Source organism: Butyrivibrio sp. WCD3002 (assembly GCF_000424265.1).
Taxonomy (GTDB): Bacteria; Bacillota; Clostridia; order Lachnospirales; family Lachnospiraceae; genus Butyrivibrio.
On record NZ_AUJO01000006.1, the window covers coordinates 82057 to 99827 of the forward strand.

Sequence of the window (17771 nt, forward strand, 5' to 3'; positions counted from 1 at the left end):
AGTTCCGGGAATGGCTATTTTACTGTATGTCAGCGAAAGACAGTGTCGTTACTTCCAGGTCTTCAAGTCTCATACAGATTATGCCGCAGGTGCTGTCAGGCAGGTTCCCGCTTGCTTTGTAGGCGCATCCGCCATCGATAACATAGATGTTTTCCTCGTGATAAAGTTCAAGCTTTGCTTCTTCCATGATGCGCTGAACCGGAACGTGCCCGATAACAAAGGTCCAGGGCTTTTTCGAATATTCCGAAATTGGTGCGTAGATATCATACCTGTAGGGCGTTTTCCATACTATGTCCCAAACCTCGTCATAGCTAAGCTCACTATAGGTTTTTTCTATGGAATTCTCGCTGTAATAGGAATGGGTAAGGCAAAAGGTTTTACCGCCTGCATCCACAAGCTTGGTAAGCTGCCTTGATGAGAGCCAGGAAAGCAGCTCTTTTCTTCTGTTTTCATCAAGCTTCTGGTACTCCTCCAAAGTAGAAATACCTTTGTTGGCAATGAGCCAGAGTTTACTGTCTCTTCCGGTAATTATATCTATAGAGCCGTCCGGTGAAACGGTGTTAAGCATCATGAACTCGTGGTTTCCAAGAAGCAGGTCCATGTTTGGTGAATCCATGATTTTTAAAAGAATCGCGATTCCGTCCGGTCCTCTGTCTATGGCATCGCCAATTACGTACAAAAAGTCCTCCTCTGAGAAAGCGATTTTCTCGAGAAGCTTTTCAAAAATATGAAGTTGGCCGTGAAGGTCTGAAATTATGTAGGTTGCCATTTTTTCCTCATGTTGAATATCTATTAATAATCCGTATTACCGCCGATAGGTATGATCTTCCGAAAAGATTAAGGTGGTTGGTCAGGTGGTAAAGATTGTACAAATCACGCCTGTCCTCGTAGCCCGGTGTAATTCCCATAGCATCAAAATATGCCTCATAAAAACGATTATCGAAGCCGCCAAACAGCTCTGTCATAGCGATATCCGCTTCATTGCTGCCTTTATCAGGTAGCTGTCAAAGTATCTTTCAGCCAGCTTAAACTGCGGCTTTAGCCTGCATTCAGCAAAAAATTCTATCCAACTGTTTTTTGGGGTATTTATCTGTTTTCCCGCCCCGATGTAATTGTCGGTGGTAAAGCCGTATTTTTCTCTTACTACAAAACCCGATGTATCTGCTTGATGGAGCTTTGCAAGGCCTATCCCAAGGGATTCCCAGAAATTACTTGAAAGACAACCGCTGTTTATGTATTCCATCAGAAGGAATGAGATATTTCCATCAGTGCCTGCCGCATAGATTTTTGGTACCCGCATTGTTTTTGTTGAGTCTATTGCCAATAGACCACGGGCCTCTTCCCAGAAAAAATCTGCGTTTCCGCGGACGTTCACTTTAATAAAAGCCTTCTCTCCATTCGATAAATGCAGCAGATACGCGTCGTTTGCGTCTCCGCCCATAATCGTCTGCCGGCTTTCTATTGTGGTATTTTCACCGCACATTAACATAACCGCTTCATTCAGCGATTTACACACAGGAAAAGGATATGAAATTGTTTTCATATCAGGGGAAGAACTTTTTTCATACATAAATAGATTATACACAATCTCGAATCTGTGATTCAAGATTGTTACTATTTGTAATACTTGCGTTTAAGGATGAATGGGAAAATGTTGTCATATGAACAATGCTATAAATCAAATGGCGCACTGTGAGAGATGAATTGATATAAATCTTGCTATGGTGGAATGATCAGGAGCAGGCGCTCCGTCCAGAAGGTACATGAAATTAATGTCTCTCTTGCAGGCAGACTCAATATCACGACTTGAATAGATTCTGTTTACAGCAAATGCCGGGCTTTTTCTATATTGCTCCCTGTTATCATGTTTCTTTTGCCTCTATGGCTTTTATCACACCTTGTTGGAATGAAAAGAGATTTCTTTTAAAGACGCTTGTCAGGAACTGTCCGGCATCACCGATAGTTATATCTCTTATACCTACAGGCGTATCCGAAAATACCGGTTCGAGGTCCAGCCCTCATGAATATCCGCAAGCATGGCAGTATCTGCATTTACTTTCCATTCGCCCATAGCAACAGAAAGAAATGCAAAAAGCCAAACGACAAATATGAAAATGGCCTGCTTAATTCTTGAGCGGACTAATTCACTTCTCTTTTTCATAATGCATCCTTATCGCAAAAATGCCCTAGTACCATTTTACTATATTATGTGAGAATTCATTCTAAAAAATGCATTAAAAAAATAAAGTGAAAAATCCTCAGAACTTCGTTTTTGAAATTCTGAGGATTTTTTTGACTTCACTATAAAAGCTTATTTTGCATGCTTCTGGGTGAAACTCCGTAAAATTTCTTAAAACAGTTAGAGAAATAGCTGACATCACTATAACCTACATTTTCTGCAATCTCCGCCAGCTTCTCATCTGTTTCAAGAATCATCTTTTTTGCCTTATGCATTCTGTACTGAGTCATATATTCCTGAAGAGTCATATCCATCTCAGCTTTGAACATACGACGTAGATAGGTCTGATTAACCAGCAGATGCTCTGATATATCCGCTATGGAAAGTCCGTTATCAGCATAGTGTTCTTCTATATATTCCTTCGCCGCAACTGCTATATTGTGAGATTTCGAGTCTGTCTTATTCTTCTGATAATTGATTCTGATGCGATAAAGCTCAATTATCTTGTCTCGCATCTCTTCTCTTGTTTTAAGTGACATCAGTTCCTTTTCCGGAGAAAAGCCCTTGCCATATATAGCTTCAATTGAGAATCCGGACTGGATGATATTGGTCATAAGTACTCCCACGGCCCCTGACAGGATATTTATATCTGCCATTGGAAGGGAGCTTTCCTTCATTTTTTCCCAGATATCACTGATTGTTTTGGCCGCATCATCATCCTGCAACGTCTCGAGATCATGATTAAGACGCATTATCGCATTAAGTGAAATCTGCGGTTTGACCATAAACTCTTTTCCGGTCTTTGGAATTCTCATATCAATGACAGACTCCGTGGTCTTTTCAGCCATGGTTACAAGGATTTTTTCGTAAAAATCATGTATTCCCTCGTATCCATTCTCAGGTACCCCAAAACAGGTGAGCATGTCAAGTTCAAGCTGATTCTTGATTATCTGCGACAGATCAACAAATTCATAGCCTTTATAAGCTGCTCTTGCTTCCTCTGTCTTAAAAGAAAAGATAATGACTATATTATTCTCATAATCATTGAAAAGCCTGTATGTGCCATCTATCTCAATCCTTCCCTGAAGCATTCTCACAAACATTTTCTCCCAGTTCATGATTTGCTCCAGCTCCATTCTAAAGTTTCTGGCATTCTGATTAACGCTGCATACAGCAAGAAGAGGATATTTTCCGGAATCATTAAGCTCTGAGTATATCTCTTCATTAGCAACAGAACCTGCAGAATAAATAATCTGTCTAAATTTTTCCTGCTCGCTGTTATCAGTCTGAGATTCTTTTTCTATATCATTTTCAACAGCTTTACCTATATTATCCTGAAGTTTAAGAAGGCTTAGGATTAACTCTTCCTTCTCAAAAGGTTTGACTATATAATCGCAGACACCGATTTTTACTGCTTTCCTTGCATATTCAAATTCATTGTTTCCTGTGATGAGAATTATTGATGTGTCCGGATAGTTTTGCATTATCTTTTCAGACAGTTCCAGCCCGTTCAGATAAGGCATTGTGATATCCGTAAGCACAACATCCGGAAGAAATTCGTCCATTTTTTCAAGGGCTTCTTTTCCGTCATGAGCTTCACAACATATTTCAAATCCATATGAATTCCAATCGATACACCCTCTCAAATACTCAAGAAAAATAGGCATATCGTCCACTATCATTATCTTGTTCATAAAATGCTCCAAATACCAATTCTATACATTCTTTGGAATAGGAATGGTTACCGTACATCCGGCTCCCGGCTCACTTTCTATATTTATGCCGTAGCCATCTCCAAAATAAAGTCTAAGCCTGTGATCAACACTATATACTCCGAAATGCTTTCTCTCAGCGTCCTCCGGAATATCTCCTTTTGACAGGACATCCTGCATAACCACAAGATCCTCTTTTTTTATACCTATACCATCATCCTTAACGATGATAGCCGCACCCTTTTCATCATCGATAAACTTACCGCTTATCTCTATGCTACCCCAGTCTTCTTTATATTTAAGCCCATGGTAAATAGCATTTTCCACAAGGGGCTGCAGCGTCATCTTGGGTATATGCATATTCATTATCTTTTCATCAATATCAAAGGAATACTTGAATTTGTCCCCGTAACGCATAACCTGCAAATCCAGATAATCCCTCGTAATCTGAATTTCCCGCTCAACAGTTACTATCTCATCGCTTCCCGACAGGGAGTTTTTGTAGTAATTTGCAAGTTTCTGCGTAACCCTTGCAGCCTCTCTGCTCCTGTTCATCTCAATGAGCATAATAATAATATCCAGGGTATTATACAGAAAATGCGGTTTTACCTGCTCCTGCATCAGAGAAAGCTCGTATTCTCTCTTCTTTTTTGCCTCCTCGTCTACCTGTATCAAGAGCTCTCTGTTTCGCTCTGTCATATAATTGAAAATTCTTCCCAGCTGTCCGATCTCATCCCTGGTCTTAAAGTGGAAACGAACTGACATATCACCTTCAGCAATCTGCTCAGCGCCATCATGCAAAACCGTAAGGGGTTTAGTAACGAGCGTTACCGAGATTATGATTGAAAGGAGAAGGAGCACCGCAGCTATTGCACTAGTGGTTCCAATTATAAATTTGAACTCCTCGTCTGTAACATTGAATTTGTTAAGGTTGGTTATTCCAATAAGATTCCAGTGATATGACGGAACTTCAGCCTTGGCAATCAGATATTTTGATCCGTCATAGCTTAAAATCGCACTTCTCTCACCTGCACCCATAAGCTTTGTAAACTCGGAATCGGAATCATCTTCCCCTTTTCCGAATTTAAGATGCGCAGTTTTACCACTGTATTCAAAATCAGAGTTCTGACCCTCAAACAGCTTTGCCCTGAGCTCCTCGCTGTTCAAAATCTCATCACCATAAGCGTCGCTTAGGCAAAATCCTTCGTTGTCATATAAAAAGTATGAGCTTATCTCACTTTTTGCGGATTTAACCAGATTTTCCTTATCCATGTTAATAAAAACATATCCTATGCCCTCTCCGGTTACAGTATTTATAACCCTTTTCCCCAGAGTTATGACCTCATTTTCATCACTGCTCATAGGATTATTTTCCGCATCCATAAGGATTGTTATGCCATTTGTTCCTACCAGTTTCATGGCATAATCGCATTTAGTTATCTCATCCTCCATCTTGTAAAAAGCCGGATCCGTCGCAATAAAAAAATCTTCCTCATCAAAAAAGACTATTGAATCTATCCCTCTGTAAATCAAAAGATCCTGCGTCATTTCAGACAAAATGCGGCTTTCCCTGGTAACCTTTTTAATGGATCTGTCGTTATAGTAATTACTTGCAGAAATGGTGAAATTGTTGGAACAGACTGTCCCGTTATCAATAACCGCCGCAATTCTGTCCGACATTATGCGGATATTTTCCTCTATCTGCCTGTTTCCTCTCTCAAGAATCGCGCGGCTATAAAAAAATATCATAAGAAGCGCCAGTGTCACCATTGGAATCAGTGCCACAAGCGCTGTAAAAAAAGCAATTTTATATTTTAGCGAGATGTTCATGAGAGGCTTCTTTTTCCTGCCGTGAAGCCTCTCCATCTCCTTTATTGTCATGTCTTTCATGGTATTATTTTACCATATCTTTTTTCTGAATATAATTTATCCTTTTACTGCTCCGCCTATTGTCATAGCACTCTCAACCTGCTCTGAGAAAAGAGTATATACAATTATTGCAGGGAAACTTGCAATTACCATTGTTGCGCCCATTCCGCCCCAATCTGTTGTAAACTCTCCCTGGAAAAACAGCACGCCGAGAGGCAGAGTCTTTAACTTTGCAATACTTCCAACGACAACGTTAGCAAGGATGAACTCATTCCAGGCATTAAGGAAAATATAAATAACAAGGGTAACTGTTGCGGGCCTTACAAGAGGCTCGATTATAAGAAAAAATGTCTGGAATATGTTCGCACCATCCATGCACGCTGCTTCCTCGAGTTCAATCGGAATTCCCTTAAAGAATCCATAGTAAACCATACATGCAAAAGCAAGATTTATAGCAACATAGGGGAAAATCAGTGACCATCTTGTTCCCATCATGTTGAATTTCTGAACTACTTTTACAACAGGAATCATTATTGCCTGTACCGGAATAAACATACCTAGTCCAAGGAACAGTCTTGTAAAGGTTTTTCCTCTCCAGATCATGCGGCTTGTTGCATATGAGAACAAAAGAGCCGCTGCTATGGTTATTGCTACAGTTCCTATAGAAACAATAAGTGAATTCATAAAGTAAAGCGGAACATCATACTTTGTCCATGCTGTCACATAGTTCTCAAGATGCAGTGGCCATGGGAATCCAAAAGGATTCGTAACAAAGATTTCCTGGTTATTTTTAAATGAATAAAAGAGCATCCATATAAGCGGATAAAGGGAAAATGCCGCATAAATCCAGCAGAATGCCACAAATATATAATGCGCAATGCTGCGCTTTCTTCCCTCAAGCATTTCTCTTCCTCCTGGATTTTTCTTCTTCTTTTCCCTGATCTTTGTCACGGAAAATAAAGTTAATAAGAAGCATTACCATCATGCACTCAAGCACCATGATAGAAGCTGCCGCAAGACCGTATCCATAATCTGACTTCTTAAATGCTGCATTATACATCATATATGTCAGAGTAAATGTGGATTTATTCGGTCCACCGCCGGTCAAAATGTTCATCTCTGTAAATGCCTTGATACCTCCTGTAAGTGAAATGATAAGGCAGAACTTATAAGTCTCTGCAAGAAGCGGAATAGTAATCTTCATATGAGCTTTTACATTGGAACATCCGTCTATTACTGCCGCCTCGTAATAATCGCTTGGAATTGATTTTATTCCGGCAACAATAAGTGCAAACTGATATCCCATCCACTGCCAGGCATTTACAAAGGAAATAACATAGATTGCTTTATATCTATCGCCCAGCCAGTTCTGCTTAAAATCAGATCCTGATACTTCAAAGAATTTATTAAGGAGTCCATTTCCATCAAGTATGGAACCCCAGAGCTGACAAACAACGGTTACTGACAAAATGACAGGAATAAAATACGCTACTCTGAGGAATTTTCTTCCCTTCATTTTTTTATCTGAAATGGTAATCGCAAAGATGGTTGCGAAAAACATCTGATAGACTGTGATAATTATCGCAAAAATAAGCTGATTGCGGTTAGATGTGACAAATACTTTGTCTCCAAATAGTTTGATGTAGTTTTTAAGGCCTGTAAAATCAGGCATGGTTAATCCGTTCCAATTGGTAAAGCTATATCCAAAAACCTGAACTATCGGTATAAAGTCAAATAAAATAAAAATCGCAAGTGCCGGCGCCACAAAAAGGAGAATTGCCAGCTTGTTGCCCATGTATTTTTTCATCGTGCATTCCTCAAAAAAGAATTGTTCGTTTGATTATGAAAGTCACAGGAATGCATATAAACATGCTTCCTGTGACTTTTCAAATCTTAATCGTTCATGTCTTCCATGATGTCGGTCATATCGGAAATGAATTCATCAGCTGTAAACTGGCCTGATACAAGACCCTGTGTCTCTGACTGGATTCCATCGTTGAATGTTGAATTTGTAAGTCCCCATGTGAACTTTGTTGTTCCTGTTACTGAAGGAAGTGTATCTGAAAGCTTCTTCATCATTGCAGGATACTCTGACTCAGGTTCTTTACCTGTGTTGATTGCAACAAGAGGATTGTGTCTGTACATAACCTTTGCTTCGCAGTACTTCTCTGTGATAAACTCAGCAACTTCAGCTGCAAGCTCTGCGTTTTCTGAATCGGGGTTAACAGCAAATCCTGAAGATGAGCCGCCGCCTGAGAATACGCTCTTGCCTGCTTCATAAGAAGCTTCATCTGCTGCAGGATAGAACATCCAGTCAACATTATCGCCGAGTGCCTTAGTTGCATCCTCGATGTACCACTGACCATTTATGAACATAGCTGCATTTCCTGAAAGGAACATTTCTGAAGCCTGATCATAGTTTGTTGTTGTAGCATCCTTCTGATAAAGGCCTGCAGCTACAAGCTCTTCCATTGTCTTTGCTGCATCTACATAACCCTGATCTGTGATATTTGCCTTCTGAAGATCAAGATCCTTGATACCGCCCTCTGCGTAACGAGTTGCGATCACATCATAAGCTGCTGCTGTGTTCCATCCTTCCTGACCAAAAAGTGCAAGAGGTGTGATGCCTGCTGCTGTGAATGTGTCGATGCAGTTCTTGAGGTCATCATAAGTCTTGGGAACTTCAAGTCCGTTATCCTCGAAAAGCTGCTTGTTGTAATACCAAAGAACATATTCCTGTCCTGAGAACGGGAATGCGTATATATTTCCGTCATCTGAATATGCAAGATCCTTGTTTGCATCATAGAGCTTATCAAGGAATCCTGTAGACTCTGCTACGTCATTGAGTACCATGATCTGATTACTCTCACGGAATGTATTGATAACATCAGTACTTGCCTGGAAAATGTCAGGAAGCTGGCCTGTAGCGGCAAGTGTCTTAAGTGTCTGTCCATCATCCTGAGCCTGAACAATAAGGTTGAGCTCAACATTTGGATATGCCTCAGCAAGCTGCTCTACAGCATAGTCATAAGGAACCTTTGTATCGTCATCAGCATACTGTGTGTAAATGCTGATTGTTACCTTATCTCCTGAATCAGTTGTTTCTTCTGCTTTCTCTTCTGTAGCCTCTTCTGTTGTTTCTTCAGCTGCTTCCTCTACCTTTTCCTCAGCAACCTCTTCAGCAACTTCTGTAGTAGAATCTGTTGCAACATCTGTAGTAGTGCTGCTTCCACATCCTGCGAGGAGTCCTGCAACCATAGTGAGACTCATCATTGTACTAACAAGTTTCTTTTTCATATATGTAACCTTCCCTTCTTTAGCGCTTTATATGTCAGATGTTAGCGCCACGTATATTTACGTTACATATGTATTATCCAAGAGAAGGCATAAATAAAAAATGAAGAATTCAAAACTTTTTTTGTAATTTTCGTACACTAAAGTTTCGGATTCTTCATTTTATTATTTTTGTATTATTTAGTTATCTTCTGTCCTTTGCCGTTAAGTCCTTTCTTTATAAGGAATTTCTGGTAATTTTTTAAGACTTTCTTCGGAACCTTACACTTGGCTGCCTTATGTATATTCTTGAAAGCACCGCTGCCAACTGACTTCTTGGTAAGAAGTGAAGTTGTCACTTATAACCACACTTATGTTAAGTTTTAATTAGTTATATTTGCTTACGGACTTGCTGCCCCTACTTCTGGTGATCTTGTAGTTGCATCCCTTTGCGATGGAATCCTTTATGTATGTGTTTAGTACTTCCTTGTAACTACACTTTCCGTCCTTTTCGAAGTGAGAAACAAGTGATACGAACTCATCTTCCTCATATTCAACACAAAGAACATCGTCATCTTCCATTTTTACCAGAATAATGACGGTATTGCTGCCCTTTGCCACAATTTCGGTATACTCGAAATCTTCGGTTTTCAGGAAGCTTGTAATGTCATCAACTGCACCAAGCATTGCATCTGTTGCCTGATCAAAGCTATCAATAGAAACTTCATCAAATTCTGATGATATAGGTTCTGCTTCAATTTCATCCGGAGTAGCGTCCTCTACGATGTCGGTAATTGGCTCGATATCGTCATCCAGCGGAATGTCCTCAGAGTTATCAGACTCAGGCAGATTCAATTCCGGAATATCCAAATCAAGCTCAGGAAGCTCGATCGTGATTTCTTCTTCAATCTCTGCTTCAGGCTCCGACTCTTCTTCCACGTCATCCTTAAGGATATCTATAGATATTTCATCAAGAGATGCATCTTCCTCGGATGCAGCCTCATCAGGTATATCTATTGAAAACTCGTCAGCCATTGCAGCCTCTTCAGGCATGGCTTCCATGGAGATATCGATCTCGGGTGCAGCCTCAACAGCCGGTGCTTCCGCCATTGCCTCAACGGGTATTTCGATTTCAGGAGCTGCCTCTACGACAGGTTCTTCTGCCACCGCTTCAACAGGAATCTCAACCTCGGGAGCAGCTTCTGCCATTGCCTCCACCGAAATTTCAACTTCAGGCACAGCTTCAACCGCCGATGCCTCCGCTGCAATTTCAACAGGTATTTCAACCTCAGGAGCAGGTTCAGCCATTGCCTCTACCGGAATCTCGACTTCGGGCACTGTCTCTACAACAGGTGCTTCTGCCACCGCTTCAACAGGAATCTCAACCTCGGGAGCAGCTTCTGCCATTGCCTCAACCGGTATTTCAACTTCAGGCACTGTTTCAACAACCGGTGCCTCCGCTGCAATTTCAACAGGTATTTCAACCTCAGGAGCAGCTTCTGCCATTGCTTCTACCGGTATTTCAACTTCAGGAGCAGGCTCAGCAACAGCCTCTACCGGAATTTCAACTTCAGGCATAGCTTCAACCGCCGGTGCTTCCGTTGCTACTTCTACGGGTATTTCAATCTCAGGTGCGGCTTCTGCAACAGCCTCTACCGGAATCTCGACTTCGGGCACTGCCTCTACAACAGGTGCTTCTGCCATTGCCTCTACCGGAATCTCGATCTCAGGAGCAGGTTCAGCAACCGCTTCTACAGGAATCTCAATTCCAGGCACAGCCTCAACCACCGGTGCTTCAGCTGCAACTTCAACAGGTATCTCAACCTCGGGAGCTGCTTCTACCATTGCATCAACTGGAATCTCGACTTCAGGCACCGCCTCTACTGCTGGTGCTTCCGCTGCTACTTCAACGGGTATCTCAACCTCGGGAACAGCCTCAGCCATTGCTTCTGCAGGAATTTCAATCTCAGGAGCCGCTTCTGCCATTGCCTCTACCGGAATCTCGACTTCAGGCACCGCCTCTACTGCTGGTGCCTCTGCTACAGCTTCAGAAGGTATCTCGATCTCAGGAGCTGCTTCTACCATTGCCTCTACAGGAATCTCGACTTCGGGCACTGCCTCTACAACAGGTGCTTCTGCCACCGCTTCCACAGGAATCTCAACCTCAGGAGCAGGCTCTGCAACCGCTTCTACAGCGGGTGCCTCTGCTACAACTTCAGCGGGTATCTCAATTTCCGGTGCGGCTTCTGCAGCAGGAGCTTCCGGTATATCTATTGAAATCTCATCTACAAGTGCTTCTTCAGGAGCAGTGGCCTCTTCCGGCGTAGATTCTTCGATAATCAAAACGCCATCAATTACAGGAGCATCTTCTGTCACCGGAGCCATTTCTTCGACAACAGCAGCCTCAGCAGGAGGTGCCTCTTCTACAGGTGCAGCCACAGCCGCTTGGGCCATTTCTTCAAGGTTTTTATCTACATCTGCAGCAGTCTGAGCAGCAGCCATAGCCGCTATCATTTCGTCAGCTGAAGGCGGTGCCGCTGCAGCAGCCTTTGTATTTCTGGTTCTGGTAGTCTTTTTAACCGGTGTCTGTTCCTGCTGATCTGTATTTCCCATCTTCAATCTCCTTTTTTGACAATAGTTGATAGATGCAAAAATGCCACTTAGGCCTAATAGCTTATTAATCCATTAGGAATCAAATAGAATCCTACAAATATATTATCTTTTATAGTTAATCAAAAGGAAAATTAAGTTCTTATAAAAATGATAAAGAATTTGTTACCTATTTATCTTTTCAAATCTCAAATGCAGCGAAAAAGCTAATAAAATTACCAATTCTACTTTCGAGGGGTGTCATTTTTTCCGAAAATTCAATACTATAGTAGGTGGCATACAGATGATGGATTTGGCAGAAAATCGCAAAACGAAATCATCTTCGCCGGAGGAGAATTTGTATGGATCTTGTAAAAATTGGCAGATATATAGCCGGAAAAAGAAAAGAGCTTGGTATGACACAGAGACAGCTCGCTGAAAAGCTGGGAATGAGCGATAAAATTCGCCGCTATCCCAGATGACATTTTTATCTACAAATTTACCACTACCGATAAATACAAATACCTAAAGCTCTACTACGCTGATAGCAATTCGGATAAACAGGAAGACACCGGAGTAATGGAAATGAATTTCGAATATGATGGTTCACCTAAAAGTGGTGAAATAATTCTAATACCGGATTACGCCGCCGGTGAAGTGAAATAACAATATCAGCAGGAGAATTTATGATATCTTCTGAGGTACCGCTATTTGAAGATGCGACCAACTTGAAAGAACTTGATAAAGGTTCATCAATACCTTTGGTTGCCACAGATATAAAATACAACGAAAAACAGCCGCTTTTGACATAAGCAGGTTAGACAAAATCAATTGAACAGCTAAAATAAAGAACTTCTAGCCGCTTATCAAGAAGCACATTAAGCAGCTAAATCAGCTAAAACAAAATCATTTCTCAAAGTGGAGTTTTTCGGCTTTGAACTCCCGAATGTGCCCCATATCATTGAAAAGCTCCAGACGGGGAATTATGATGCCGCTTTCCTCCGGGTAAAAGCTGATGATCGAAACAGAGCAGACGCCGTATGGCATTGAAGTCAGCACATAGGGGAAGGGCAAATTAAAAAGATGAGAAAACATGATCGCCCCGGACCCGCCATGAGCAAAAAGCGCTATAGTATCATTGAATTTATCCGCCTCTCCTGCGCAATACTCGTACAGCCCGTTCTTCCTGAAAAGACCATACTCTTCAAGAAGCCTGTCCATGCCTTCAGAGACCTTTTGATAATACTGAAGACATATATTGTCCTTGAAATAGTGATGTTCGTGCCATTTATCGCTACCGACAAACTGCGGATTCTCTGTCAGAAGCTTGTAGCCCAGGGTCCAGGGATGTCCGTCAAATTCAAGCTTCTCATCTTCGCTTACAGCGTCGCCTCTTACATCACCCCAGTCAATTTCATGCATAAAATCGAGAGTTTTCACAGCAAGACCGTGCTCATTTGCTGTATATGAAGCGGTTTCTACAGCTCTCCCCATGGGAGATGCGTATACAGCCTTGATATCTTCGTCCTTTAATCTCTTGGCAGTGCATGCTGCCTGCTCTTTTCCGTTGTCAGTAAGACAATCCTTAGCATAATTGGGTTCACCGTGCCTTACAAAAATAAGTCTCATATCATCATTCCTCTTCCTAGTCCCAATCCTCATCCACATCAAAGGGACCTTCCATCATTATCTCATTCCATCTGGCATTATAATGCTCAGCGGTCTTTTTCTCGATGATCCGCTCTCTGTCGCTGAGAATAGCCAGCATCTCATCTACTATTTCGCCCTGGGGCGGGTGTGAATAATGCGAAAGATAGCCAATCATGCGAGTTGCGGTAAAATCAGTGTTGAGATTTTGTGTTATAAGATCGCAGAAACGCTCTTCGTAGCCATCATTAAGCATAATTTCGTAAAGCATTCTGCTCATCTTTGATTTTGGTTTCATGTGTCCTCCAAAAACAGTAACACTCCTCCGAATTCGAAAGTACATCGCAAAGTGTTCTGCTTAAACAAAATACAGACCGCTCCAATCATGGACTTCGGTCTGTATTTAATGTGTGCATTTGATCATAAGTATGTCTGTAAAAATACAAAGACATATCTCAATGATAATTAGTTAGCAATTTCTTTTACTACTTCGAATTGCTTATTCCACTTAAGCTCTAAACCATCCCATAAGTAGGTGAGCTCCCCGTTAGGATATAAACTGATAAAACGACTGGTAATCTCTGAAGGATTATCCTTTGAATCATAATACATTGCGTTGTTATGCGCACTTTTCCTCTCATAAACGAAACCGTCAATAGTTATTCTCTGTGGGAACTCAGTTATCATCACTGCCTCCTTTGGAATGAAACTGTTTGATTGTTTGTTTTCACATCATATTGTACAGTAGAAAATTTTCAGATACAACATATAGCGCATGCTATTTAATAAAAAAATTTTCGTTTCCATCAAGAGCCAATGTTAAGTCTGCTTCCAGCGAATTATTCAGGCAAATTCTGACGTTTTCCATATCGCTAAAATCCACAAAGGCAGTTGCCTTTTCAAGAGAGTTTCCACTTTTTGCTTTTCGGTCGATGAGACGGTCTCGTAAAAAATTCTCCTCAGCCACAAGTCTTATGGTGTAATCCGCATATTTCCTAAGATCACGCCATCCAGCCTCGTCCAAAAGCAGATAATTTCCTTCAAGAATGACGATTTTTTCAGTAACTGTGTATGTGTCTTCCACAGGATTATGGAGATGCCTGTTATAGGAAGGCCAGCCACAGATATCGCCTGCAGCTACTCTCTTTATGGCAGCTGTGAGCTTTTCCAGGTCGAAGGTTATGGGAGCGCCTTTAATCTCAACCATCTTTATGGTCTTTCCATCACGCTCCGTGTCGTGAGAAAGCAGATATTCCTGCCTTCTGTGGAAGCCATCCATTCCGATTGCCTGCACATTACAGATGTCTTCCCTTTCCTTTGACAGTACTTCAAGGAAGCTGCTTAGCGTACTTTTTCCTGCGCCGGGAGGTGCTGCGAGCATAACAAGAATTCGCCCGTCTTTCTCCTTCTGCATGGCAGTGAGCCTCTCAAGAAGCGGCATGAATACTGAGTTTATCGTAGCTTCACTATATTTTGCATTTACATCTATTCCGTTTATGTTTACGTTGTATTCTCTCAATTTTTTGTTCCTTTTTTTACGATTTTTGGATATTATTGTATACTTATGACAACAGACCACAAAGATTCTATTTCATTATATATTTATTTCAACAAAGATGTACCGGAAAATAAATCATGAGCGACCATCTGATAAAATTTAACAAACATCATAAAAAGAAAAAATCACGCAACAATAAGCCATTTCCCCTTCTGCAGATCATATTTTTATGCTTTATATTTTGGGGACTGATCTATGCGTTCAATAATATATGGTCAAAAACCCCGGATGATGAATATATTCCTTTTGAAGTTTCAAAAGGTCTGAATGATATTAAAATTTCAGGAAGCGCCATTACTATTCCGCCTTCTGACGATGACCAGTTAAGTCATGCCTGGAATGCGGTAAAAATCTCAGAAAAATGGTATGAAGTTGATACCACATGGGATGATCAGGAATACGATGAGGGCGAATATGATGAGTTTTACGCTTTACTCTCAAGCTATGAGGACGAGTATGATAATCTCATTCATCACTACTACAATAGGACTACTGCTGAAATGGAGAACCTGAAGGCGACGGATGATACCCTTTTTCATATCGATGGCTATGAGCCCTATAACGCAGTAAATGATTCCGCTCACGTAAGAGACGCTGCGTCTTCTGCGAATAGCAATTCAATTACAGTTTTTGTGAATTCACTTATCCCCGTATCTCAGTAATTGATCCGGTGGCATATATCAGTCTCATAGCCTGTTCTGCCGCATCTGCCAGGTTATTTTTCGCATTTTCCGGATCCATGGCTTCATCCAAAGTACAGACTCTTCGCAGTATAGGGAAAAATGCATCGATTCCTCGGCCATTGCATGCGGTAGCATCCTTAGAAACAGCTCCTGAAAAAGCTATGACCGTCTTTCCATAACTTTTAGCTAATTTTGCCACTCCAATAGGAGCCTTACCCATGGAAGTCTGTGCATCAAGCATACCTTCTCCGGTTACGACTATATCTGCGTCTTTTATATAATCGGCAAGCGCCGTCTCTCTCAAGATTATATCGATTCCGCTCTCAAGAGAAGCACCTAAAAAAGTCCTTAACGCAAAGCCCATTCCGCCTGCTGCTCCGCTTCCGGAGATGTCAGGGTCTGCGGCAGGCTTTATTGTTCTTGCAATTTCAGCATACTTTCCGAGCCAGCTATCCATCATGGCTATCATCTCAGAATTCGCACCCTTTTGCGGGCCGAACACACTGCTGCAACCATTTGGTCCGCAGAGAGGATTTGTTACGTCACAGGCCACATGAAAACTGCACTCGGAAAGCTCCTTGCAGGCATTTTCACAGGAAATACTTCGTAGCTGCGAAAGTCCCTTTGCTCCCAGAGAGATGCTGTTTCCTTCTTCATCAAGAAAATCAAAGCCAAGAGCCATAAGCATGCCTGCTCCGCCATCGTTTGTCGCACTTCCGCCAATTCCGATAATGAATTTGCGACATCCCTTTTTTATGGCATCAAAAATAACCTCTCCAACGCCGTAAGTGGTGGTGTTCAGAGGATTTCTTTGCTCATTGGTAACAAGCGTTATTCCTGCAGCACCGCTCATCTCTATAACTGCAACATCTCCGGGTATAATTCCGTATCGGCAATTACCCTTATCGGACAATGGCCCTGTGACAGTCACGTCTTCAAAATGACCGCCTGTTCCTGTTACAAGCGCATACACTGTGCCCTCGCCGCCATCTGCCAGCGGGCGGACTATGGTCTCTATGCTCTTATCAACACGGGCAAAGCCTTCTTTTACCGCATTTCCGGCTTCGATTGAAGTAAGACTTCCTTTGAAAGAATCAATTGCTGTAACTATTTTCATACTGCCTCCCGAAATATAAATCGTCGGCGTATCACATGTTCAGACTGCCGTTAAAGCTTCTTAACCGTTATTTTTCCTTTTCATCTCGGCAGGACACTTATGAGGTGTGAAGGGACCGTACTGGCATCTTGCACATTCGAAGCATCTCACATAGGATTTTCCCTCTTCAAGAACGGCCTTGGGAAAATCAGGATCCGCAAGAACGGCTCTTCCAAGATCAACAGTGTCTGCAAGGTCATTTTCAATAATGTATTTAACCTGATCAGGCTCAAAGATCGAGTTTACGCAGGATACAGGTACTCTGCCCTTAAAATGCTCGTGGAAATGAACACCCAGGGAACAGATAATGGTGTAGGGCTTGGAATCATCCTGAAGTGCAGGATCAATCTCGCCTATTCCGTGAGATACCTGAAGATAGTCACAGCCTGCTTTTACGTACTCTTCTGCAATTTCAATGGCGTCATCGAGGTCAGGATCAGCGCCGATTGTTCTGATGGAAATGAGAAAATCATCTCCGCACTCTTTTCTAATATCGCGAATGATCTCAGCGCCAAATCTTGCCCTGTTCTCAGCGCTTCCGCCGTATTCGTCGGTTCTAAAGTTAGTTCTTTTTGTTGCAAACTGATTTATCAGATATCCGTGGCAGCCGTGAAGCTGAATTCCGTCATAGCCTGCCTTCTTTGCTCTGATGGCTGCTGCTACAAAGGCAGCCTGCATCTTATGAATTTCATCTGTGGTCATGGCTCTGGATTTTCCGCCATTTCTTGTTTCTACCTCGGAAGGTCCGATGGCTTCGCCGCACTCGGGATTTGCCGTTATTCCTGTGTGGTTAAGCTGAATTATTGCAACAACATCATTGTCATGGCAGTTTTTAACTATTTCCTTGTGGCCTTCAATCTGGTCGTCATCCCAAAGTCCCATATGGATTTTTCCAAATCTGCCATCCGGAGTAACCGCAGTAGCTTCCACGCAAATAAGACCACAGCCTCCCTCAGCTCTTTCCTTATAATGCGCGATATGCTTTTCCGTAACCTTTCCATCTTCACCCGCAAAATCGAATTTCACTGTGGGTGCCATGGTTATTCTGTTTTTAAGCCTTTTCCCATTGATCACAATCTCGTCATTTACTCTAGTCATACTCTTC

At 41.9% G+C, this 17771-nt stretch carries 20 protein-coding genes and 1 pseudogene; 3 read left to right on the top strand and 18 right to left on the bottom strand.

Annotated features, from left to right (window positions below; all coding sequences use genetic code 11):
- Positions 1 to 19: 19 nt before the first annotated feature.
- The 12 genes and pseudogenes from G608_RS0108865 to G608_RS22405 form a co-directional block, all read right to left on the bottom strand.
- Positions 20 to 769, bottom strand: a complete 750-nt coding sequence (locus tag G608_RS0108865) for a metallophosphoesterase (RefSeq protein WP_026495732.1) — start codon at positions 767 to 769, stop codon at positions 20 to 22.
- Between the two features lie 7 nt (positions 770 to 776).
- On the bottom strand, positions 777 to 965 hold the full coding sequence (locus G608_RS23215) for a fructosamine kinase family protein (protein ID WP_026495733.1): 189 nt from the start codon (positions 963 to 965) through the stop codon (positions 777 to 779).
- Positions 962 to 1543, bottom strand: coding sequence for a fructosamine kinase family protein (locus G608_RS0108875; protein ID WP_196810168.1), 582 nt, complete (start codon positions 1541 to 1543; stop codon positions 962 to 964). Before G608_RS0108875 ends, G608_RS23215 begins: the two co-directional genes overlap by 4 nt.
- 141 nt (positions 1544 to 1684) lie before the next feature.
- Positions 1685 to 1825 (bottom strand): annotated as a pseudogene (locus tag G608_RS22860) (transposase); the annotation flags it as partial.
- 153 nt (positions 1826 to 1978) lie between these two features.
- Positions 1979 to 2161 carry a hypothetical protein gene (locus G608_RS0108880; protein WP_026495735.1) on the bottom strand — a complete coding sequence of 61 codons (183 nt, stop codon included), beginning with the start codon at positions 2159 to 2161 and terminating at the stop codon, positions 1979 to 1981.
- 140 nt (positions 2162 to 2301) lie between these two features.
- The gene (locus G608_RS0108885; protein ID WP_035795103.1) at positions 2302 to 3873 is read right to left on the bottom strand and encodes a response regulator transcription factor; all 1572 of its coding nucleotides are present in this window, start codon (positions 3871 to 3873) and stop codon (positions 2302 to 2304) included.
- A gap of 21 nt (positions 3874 to 3894) precedes the next feature.
- Positions 3895 to 5781, bottom strand: coding sequence for a sensor histidine kinase (locus tag G608_RS20580; protein WP_026495737.1), 1887 nt, complete (start codon positions 5779 to 5781; stop codon positions 3895 to 3897).
- Positions 5782 to 5817: 36 nt separating this feature from the next.
- Positions 5818 to 6663 carry a carbohydrate ABC transporter permease gene (locus G608_RS0108895; protein WP_035795106.1) on the bottom strand — a complete coding sequence of 282 codons (846 nt, stop codon included), beginning with the start codon at positions 6661 to 6663 and terminating at the stop codon, positions 5818 to 5820.
- Positions 6656 to 7567, bottom strand: coding sequence for a carbohydrate ABC transporter permease (locus G608_RS0108900; RefSeq protein WP_026495739.1), 912 nt, complete (start codon positions 7565 to 7567; stop codon positions 6656 to 6658). Before G608_RS0108900 ends, G608_RS0108895 begins: the two co-directional genes overlap by 8 nt.
- Before the next feature lie 86 nt (positions 7568 to 7653).
- Positions 7654 to 9057, bottom strand: coding sequence for an ABC transporter substrate-binding protein (locus tag G608_RS0108905; RefSeq protein WP_026495740.1), 1404 nt, complete (start codon positions 9055 to 9057; stop codon positions 7654 to 7656).
- A gap of 173 nt (positions 9058 to 9230) precedes the next feature.
- Positions 9231 to 9392 (bottom strand): hypothetical protein, encoded by a 162-nt coding sequence (locus G608_RS23220; protein ID WP_155833257.1) that lies wholly within the window; start codon positions 9390 to 9392, stop codon positions 9231 to 9233.
- A gap of 28 nt (positions 9393 to 9420) precedes the next feature.
- Positions 9421 to 11646, bottom strand: a complete 2226-nt coding sequence (locus tag G608_RS22405) for a hypothetical protein (protein ID WP_051209057.1) — start codon at positions 11644 to 11646, stop codon at positions 9421 to 9423.
- A gap of 338 nt (positions 11647 to 11984) precedes the next feature.
- Here G608_RS22405 and G608_RS0108920 point away from each other — a divergent pair, with 338 nt between their 5' ends.
- Positions 11985 to 12104, top strand: coding sequence for a helix-turn-helix domain-containing protein (locus tag G608_RS0108920; RefSeq protein ID WP_026495741.1), 120 nt, complete (start codon positions 11985 to 11987; stop codon positions 12102 to 12104).
- Positions 12105 to 12308: 204 nt separating this feature from the next.
- Complete coding sequence (locus G608_RS24135; protein ID WP_255345326.1) at positions 12309 to 12434, top strand: hypothetical protein; 126 nt, start codon at positions 12309 to 12311, stop codon at positions 12432 to 12434.
- Positions 12435 to 12528: 94 nt separating this feature from the next.
- Here the strand turns inward: G608_RS24135 and G608_RS20590 are convergent, their stop codons facing one another.
- From G608_RS20590 to G608_RS0108950, 4 genes are all read right to left on the bottom strand, one after another.
- Entirely contained in the window at positions 12529 to 13251 is a 723-nt protein-coding gene (locus G608_RS20590; RefSeq protein ID WP_051209059.1) for a histidine phosphatase family protein, read from the bottom strand.
- 16 nt (positions 13252 to 13267) lie between these two features.
- Positions 13268 to 13567, bottom strand: coding sequence for a hypothetical protein (locus G608_RS0108940; RefSeq protein ID WP_026495742.1), 300 nt, complete (start codon positions 13565 to 13567; stop codon positions 13268 to 13270).
- A gap of 167 nt (positions 13568 to 13734) precedes the next feature.
- Positions 13735 to 13956 (bottom strand): hypothetical protein, encoded by a 222-nt coding sequence (locus tag G608_RS0108945; protein ID WP_026495743.1) that lies wholly within the window; start codon positions 13954 to 13956, stop codon positions 13735 to 13737.
- A 91-nt stretch (positions 13957 to 14047) separates the two neighbouring features.
- Positions 14048 to 14788: a nucleoside/nucleotide kinase family protein gene (locus tag G608_RS0108950; RefSeq protein WP_026495744.1), complete on the bottom strand. Its 741-nt coding sequence runs from the start codon at positions 14786 to 14788 to the stop codon at positions 14048 to 14050.
- 116 nt (positions 14789 to 14904) lie between these two features.
- On the opposite strand from G608_RS0108950, the gene G608_RS0108955 reads away from it, so the two are divergent.
- Positions 14905 to 15489, top strand: a complete 585-nt coding sequence (locus tag G608_RS0108955; RefSeq protein WP_026495745.1) for a hypothetical protein — start codon at positions 14905 to 14907, stop codon at positions 15487 to 15489.
- Here the strand turns inward: G608_RS0108955 and G608_RS0108960 are convergent.
- On the bottom strand, positions 15470 to 16627 hold the full coding sequence (locus G608_RS0108960) for a glycerate kinase family protein (RefSeq protein ID WP_026495746.1): 1158 nt from the start codon (positions 16625 to 16627) through the stop codon (positions 15470 to 15472). The genes G608_RS0108955 and G608_RS0108960 overlap by 20 nt on opposite strands.
- A 60-nt stretch (positions 16628 to 16687) precedes the next feature.
- On the bottom strand, positions 16688 to 17764 hold the full coding sequence (locus tag G608_RS20595; protein ID WP_051209060.1) for an oxidoreductase: 1077 nt from the start codon (positions 17762 to 17764) through the stop codon (positions 16688 to 16690).
- Positions 17765 to 17771 lie beyond the last annotated feature (7 nt).

What these genes read in the sequence shown, in the direction of transcription:
- G608_RS0108865 (WP_026495732.1), bottom strand. Translation starts at nt 769, where the DNA reads ATGGCAACCTACATAATTTCAGACCTTCACGGCCAACTTCATATTTTT.
- G608_RS23215 (WP_026495733.1), bottom strand. Translation starts at nt 965, where the DNA reads ATGACAGAGCTGTTTGGCGGCTTCGATAATCGTTTTTATGAGGCATAT.
- G608_RS0108875 (WP_196810168.1), bottom strand. Translation starts at nt 1,543, where the DNA reads ATGAAAACAATTTCATATCCTTTTCCTGTGTGTAAATCGCTGAATGAA.
- G608_RS0108880 (WP_026495735.1), bottom strand. Translation starts at nt 2,161, where the DNA reads ATGAAAAAGAGAAGTGAATTAGTCCGCTCAAGAATTAAGCAGGCCATT.
- G608_RS0108885 (WP_035795103.1), bottom strand. Translation starts at nt 3,873, where the DNA reads ATGAACAAGATAATGATAGTGGACGATATGCCTATTTTTCTTGAGTAT.
- G608_RS20580 (WP_026495737.1), bottom strand. Translation starts at nt 5,781, where the DNA reads ATGAAAGACATGACAATAAAGGAGATGGAGAGGCTTCACGGCAGGAAA.
- G608_RS0108895 (WP_035795106.1), bottom strand. Translation starts at nt 6,663, where the DNA reads ATGCTTGAGGGAAGAAAGCGCAGCATTGCGCATTATATATTTGTGGCA.
- G608_RS0108900 (WP_026495739.1), bottom strand. Translation starts at nt 7,567, where the DNA reads ATGAAAAAATACATGGGCAACAAGCTGGCAATTCTCCTTTTTGTGGCG.
- G608_RS0108905 (WP_026495740.1), bottom strand. Translation starts at nt 9,057, where the DNA reads ATGAAAAAGAAACTTGTTAGTACAATGATGAGTCTCACTATGGTTGCA.
- G608_RS22405 (WP_051209057.1), bottom strand. Translation starts at nt 11,646, where the DNA reads ATGGGAAATACAGATCAGCAGGAACAGACACCGGTTAAAAAGACTACC.
- G608_RS0108920 (WP_026495741.1), top strand. Translation starts at nt 11,985, where the DNA reads ATGGATCTTGTAAAAATTGGCAGATATATAGCCGGAAAAAGAAAAGAG.
- G608_RS24135 (WP_255345326.1), top strand. Translation starts at nt 12,309, where the DNA reads ATGATATCTTCTGAGGTACCGCTATTTGAAGATGCGACCAACTTGAAA.
- G608_RS20590 (WP_051209059.1), bottom strand. Translation starts at nt 13,251, where the DNA reads ATGAGACTTATTTTTGTAAGGCACGGTGAACCCAATTATGCTAAGGAT.
- G608_RS0108940 (WP_026495742.1), bottom strand. Translation starts at nt 13,567, where the DNA reads ATGAAACCAAAATCAAAGATGAGCAGAATGCTTTACGAAATTATGCTT.
- G608_RS0108945 (WP_026495743.1), bottom strand. Translation starts at nt 13,956, where the DNA reads ATGATAACTGAGTTCCCACAGAGAATAACTATTGACGGTTTCGTTTAT.
- G608_RS0108955 (WP_026495745.1), top strand. Translation starts at nt 14,905, where the DNA reads ATGAGCGACCATCTGATAAAATTTAACAAACATCATAAAAAGAAAAAA.
- G608_RS0108960 (WP_026495746.1), bottom strand. Translation starts at nt 16,627, where the DNA reads ATGAAAATAGTTACAGCAATTGATTCTTTCAAAGGAAGTCTTACTTCA.
- G608_RS20595 (WP_051209060.1), bottom strand. Translation starts at nt 17,764, where the DNA reads ATGACTAGAGTAAATGACGAGATTGTGATCAATGGGAAAAGGCTTAAA.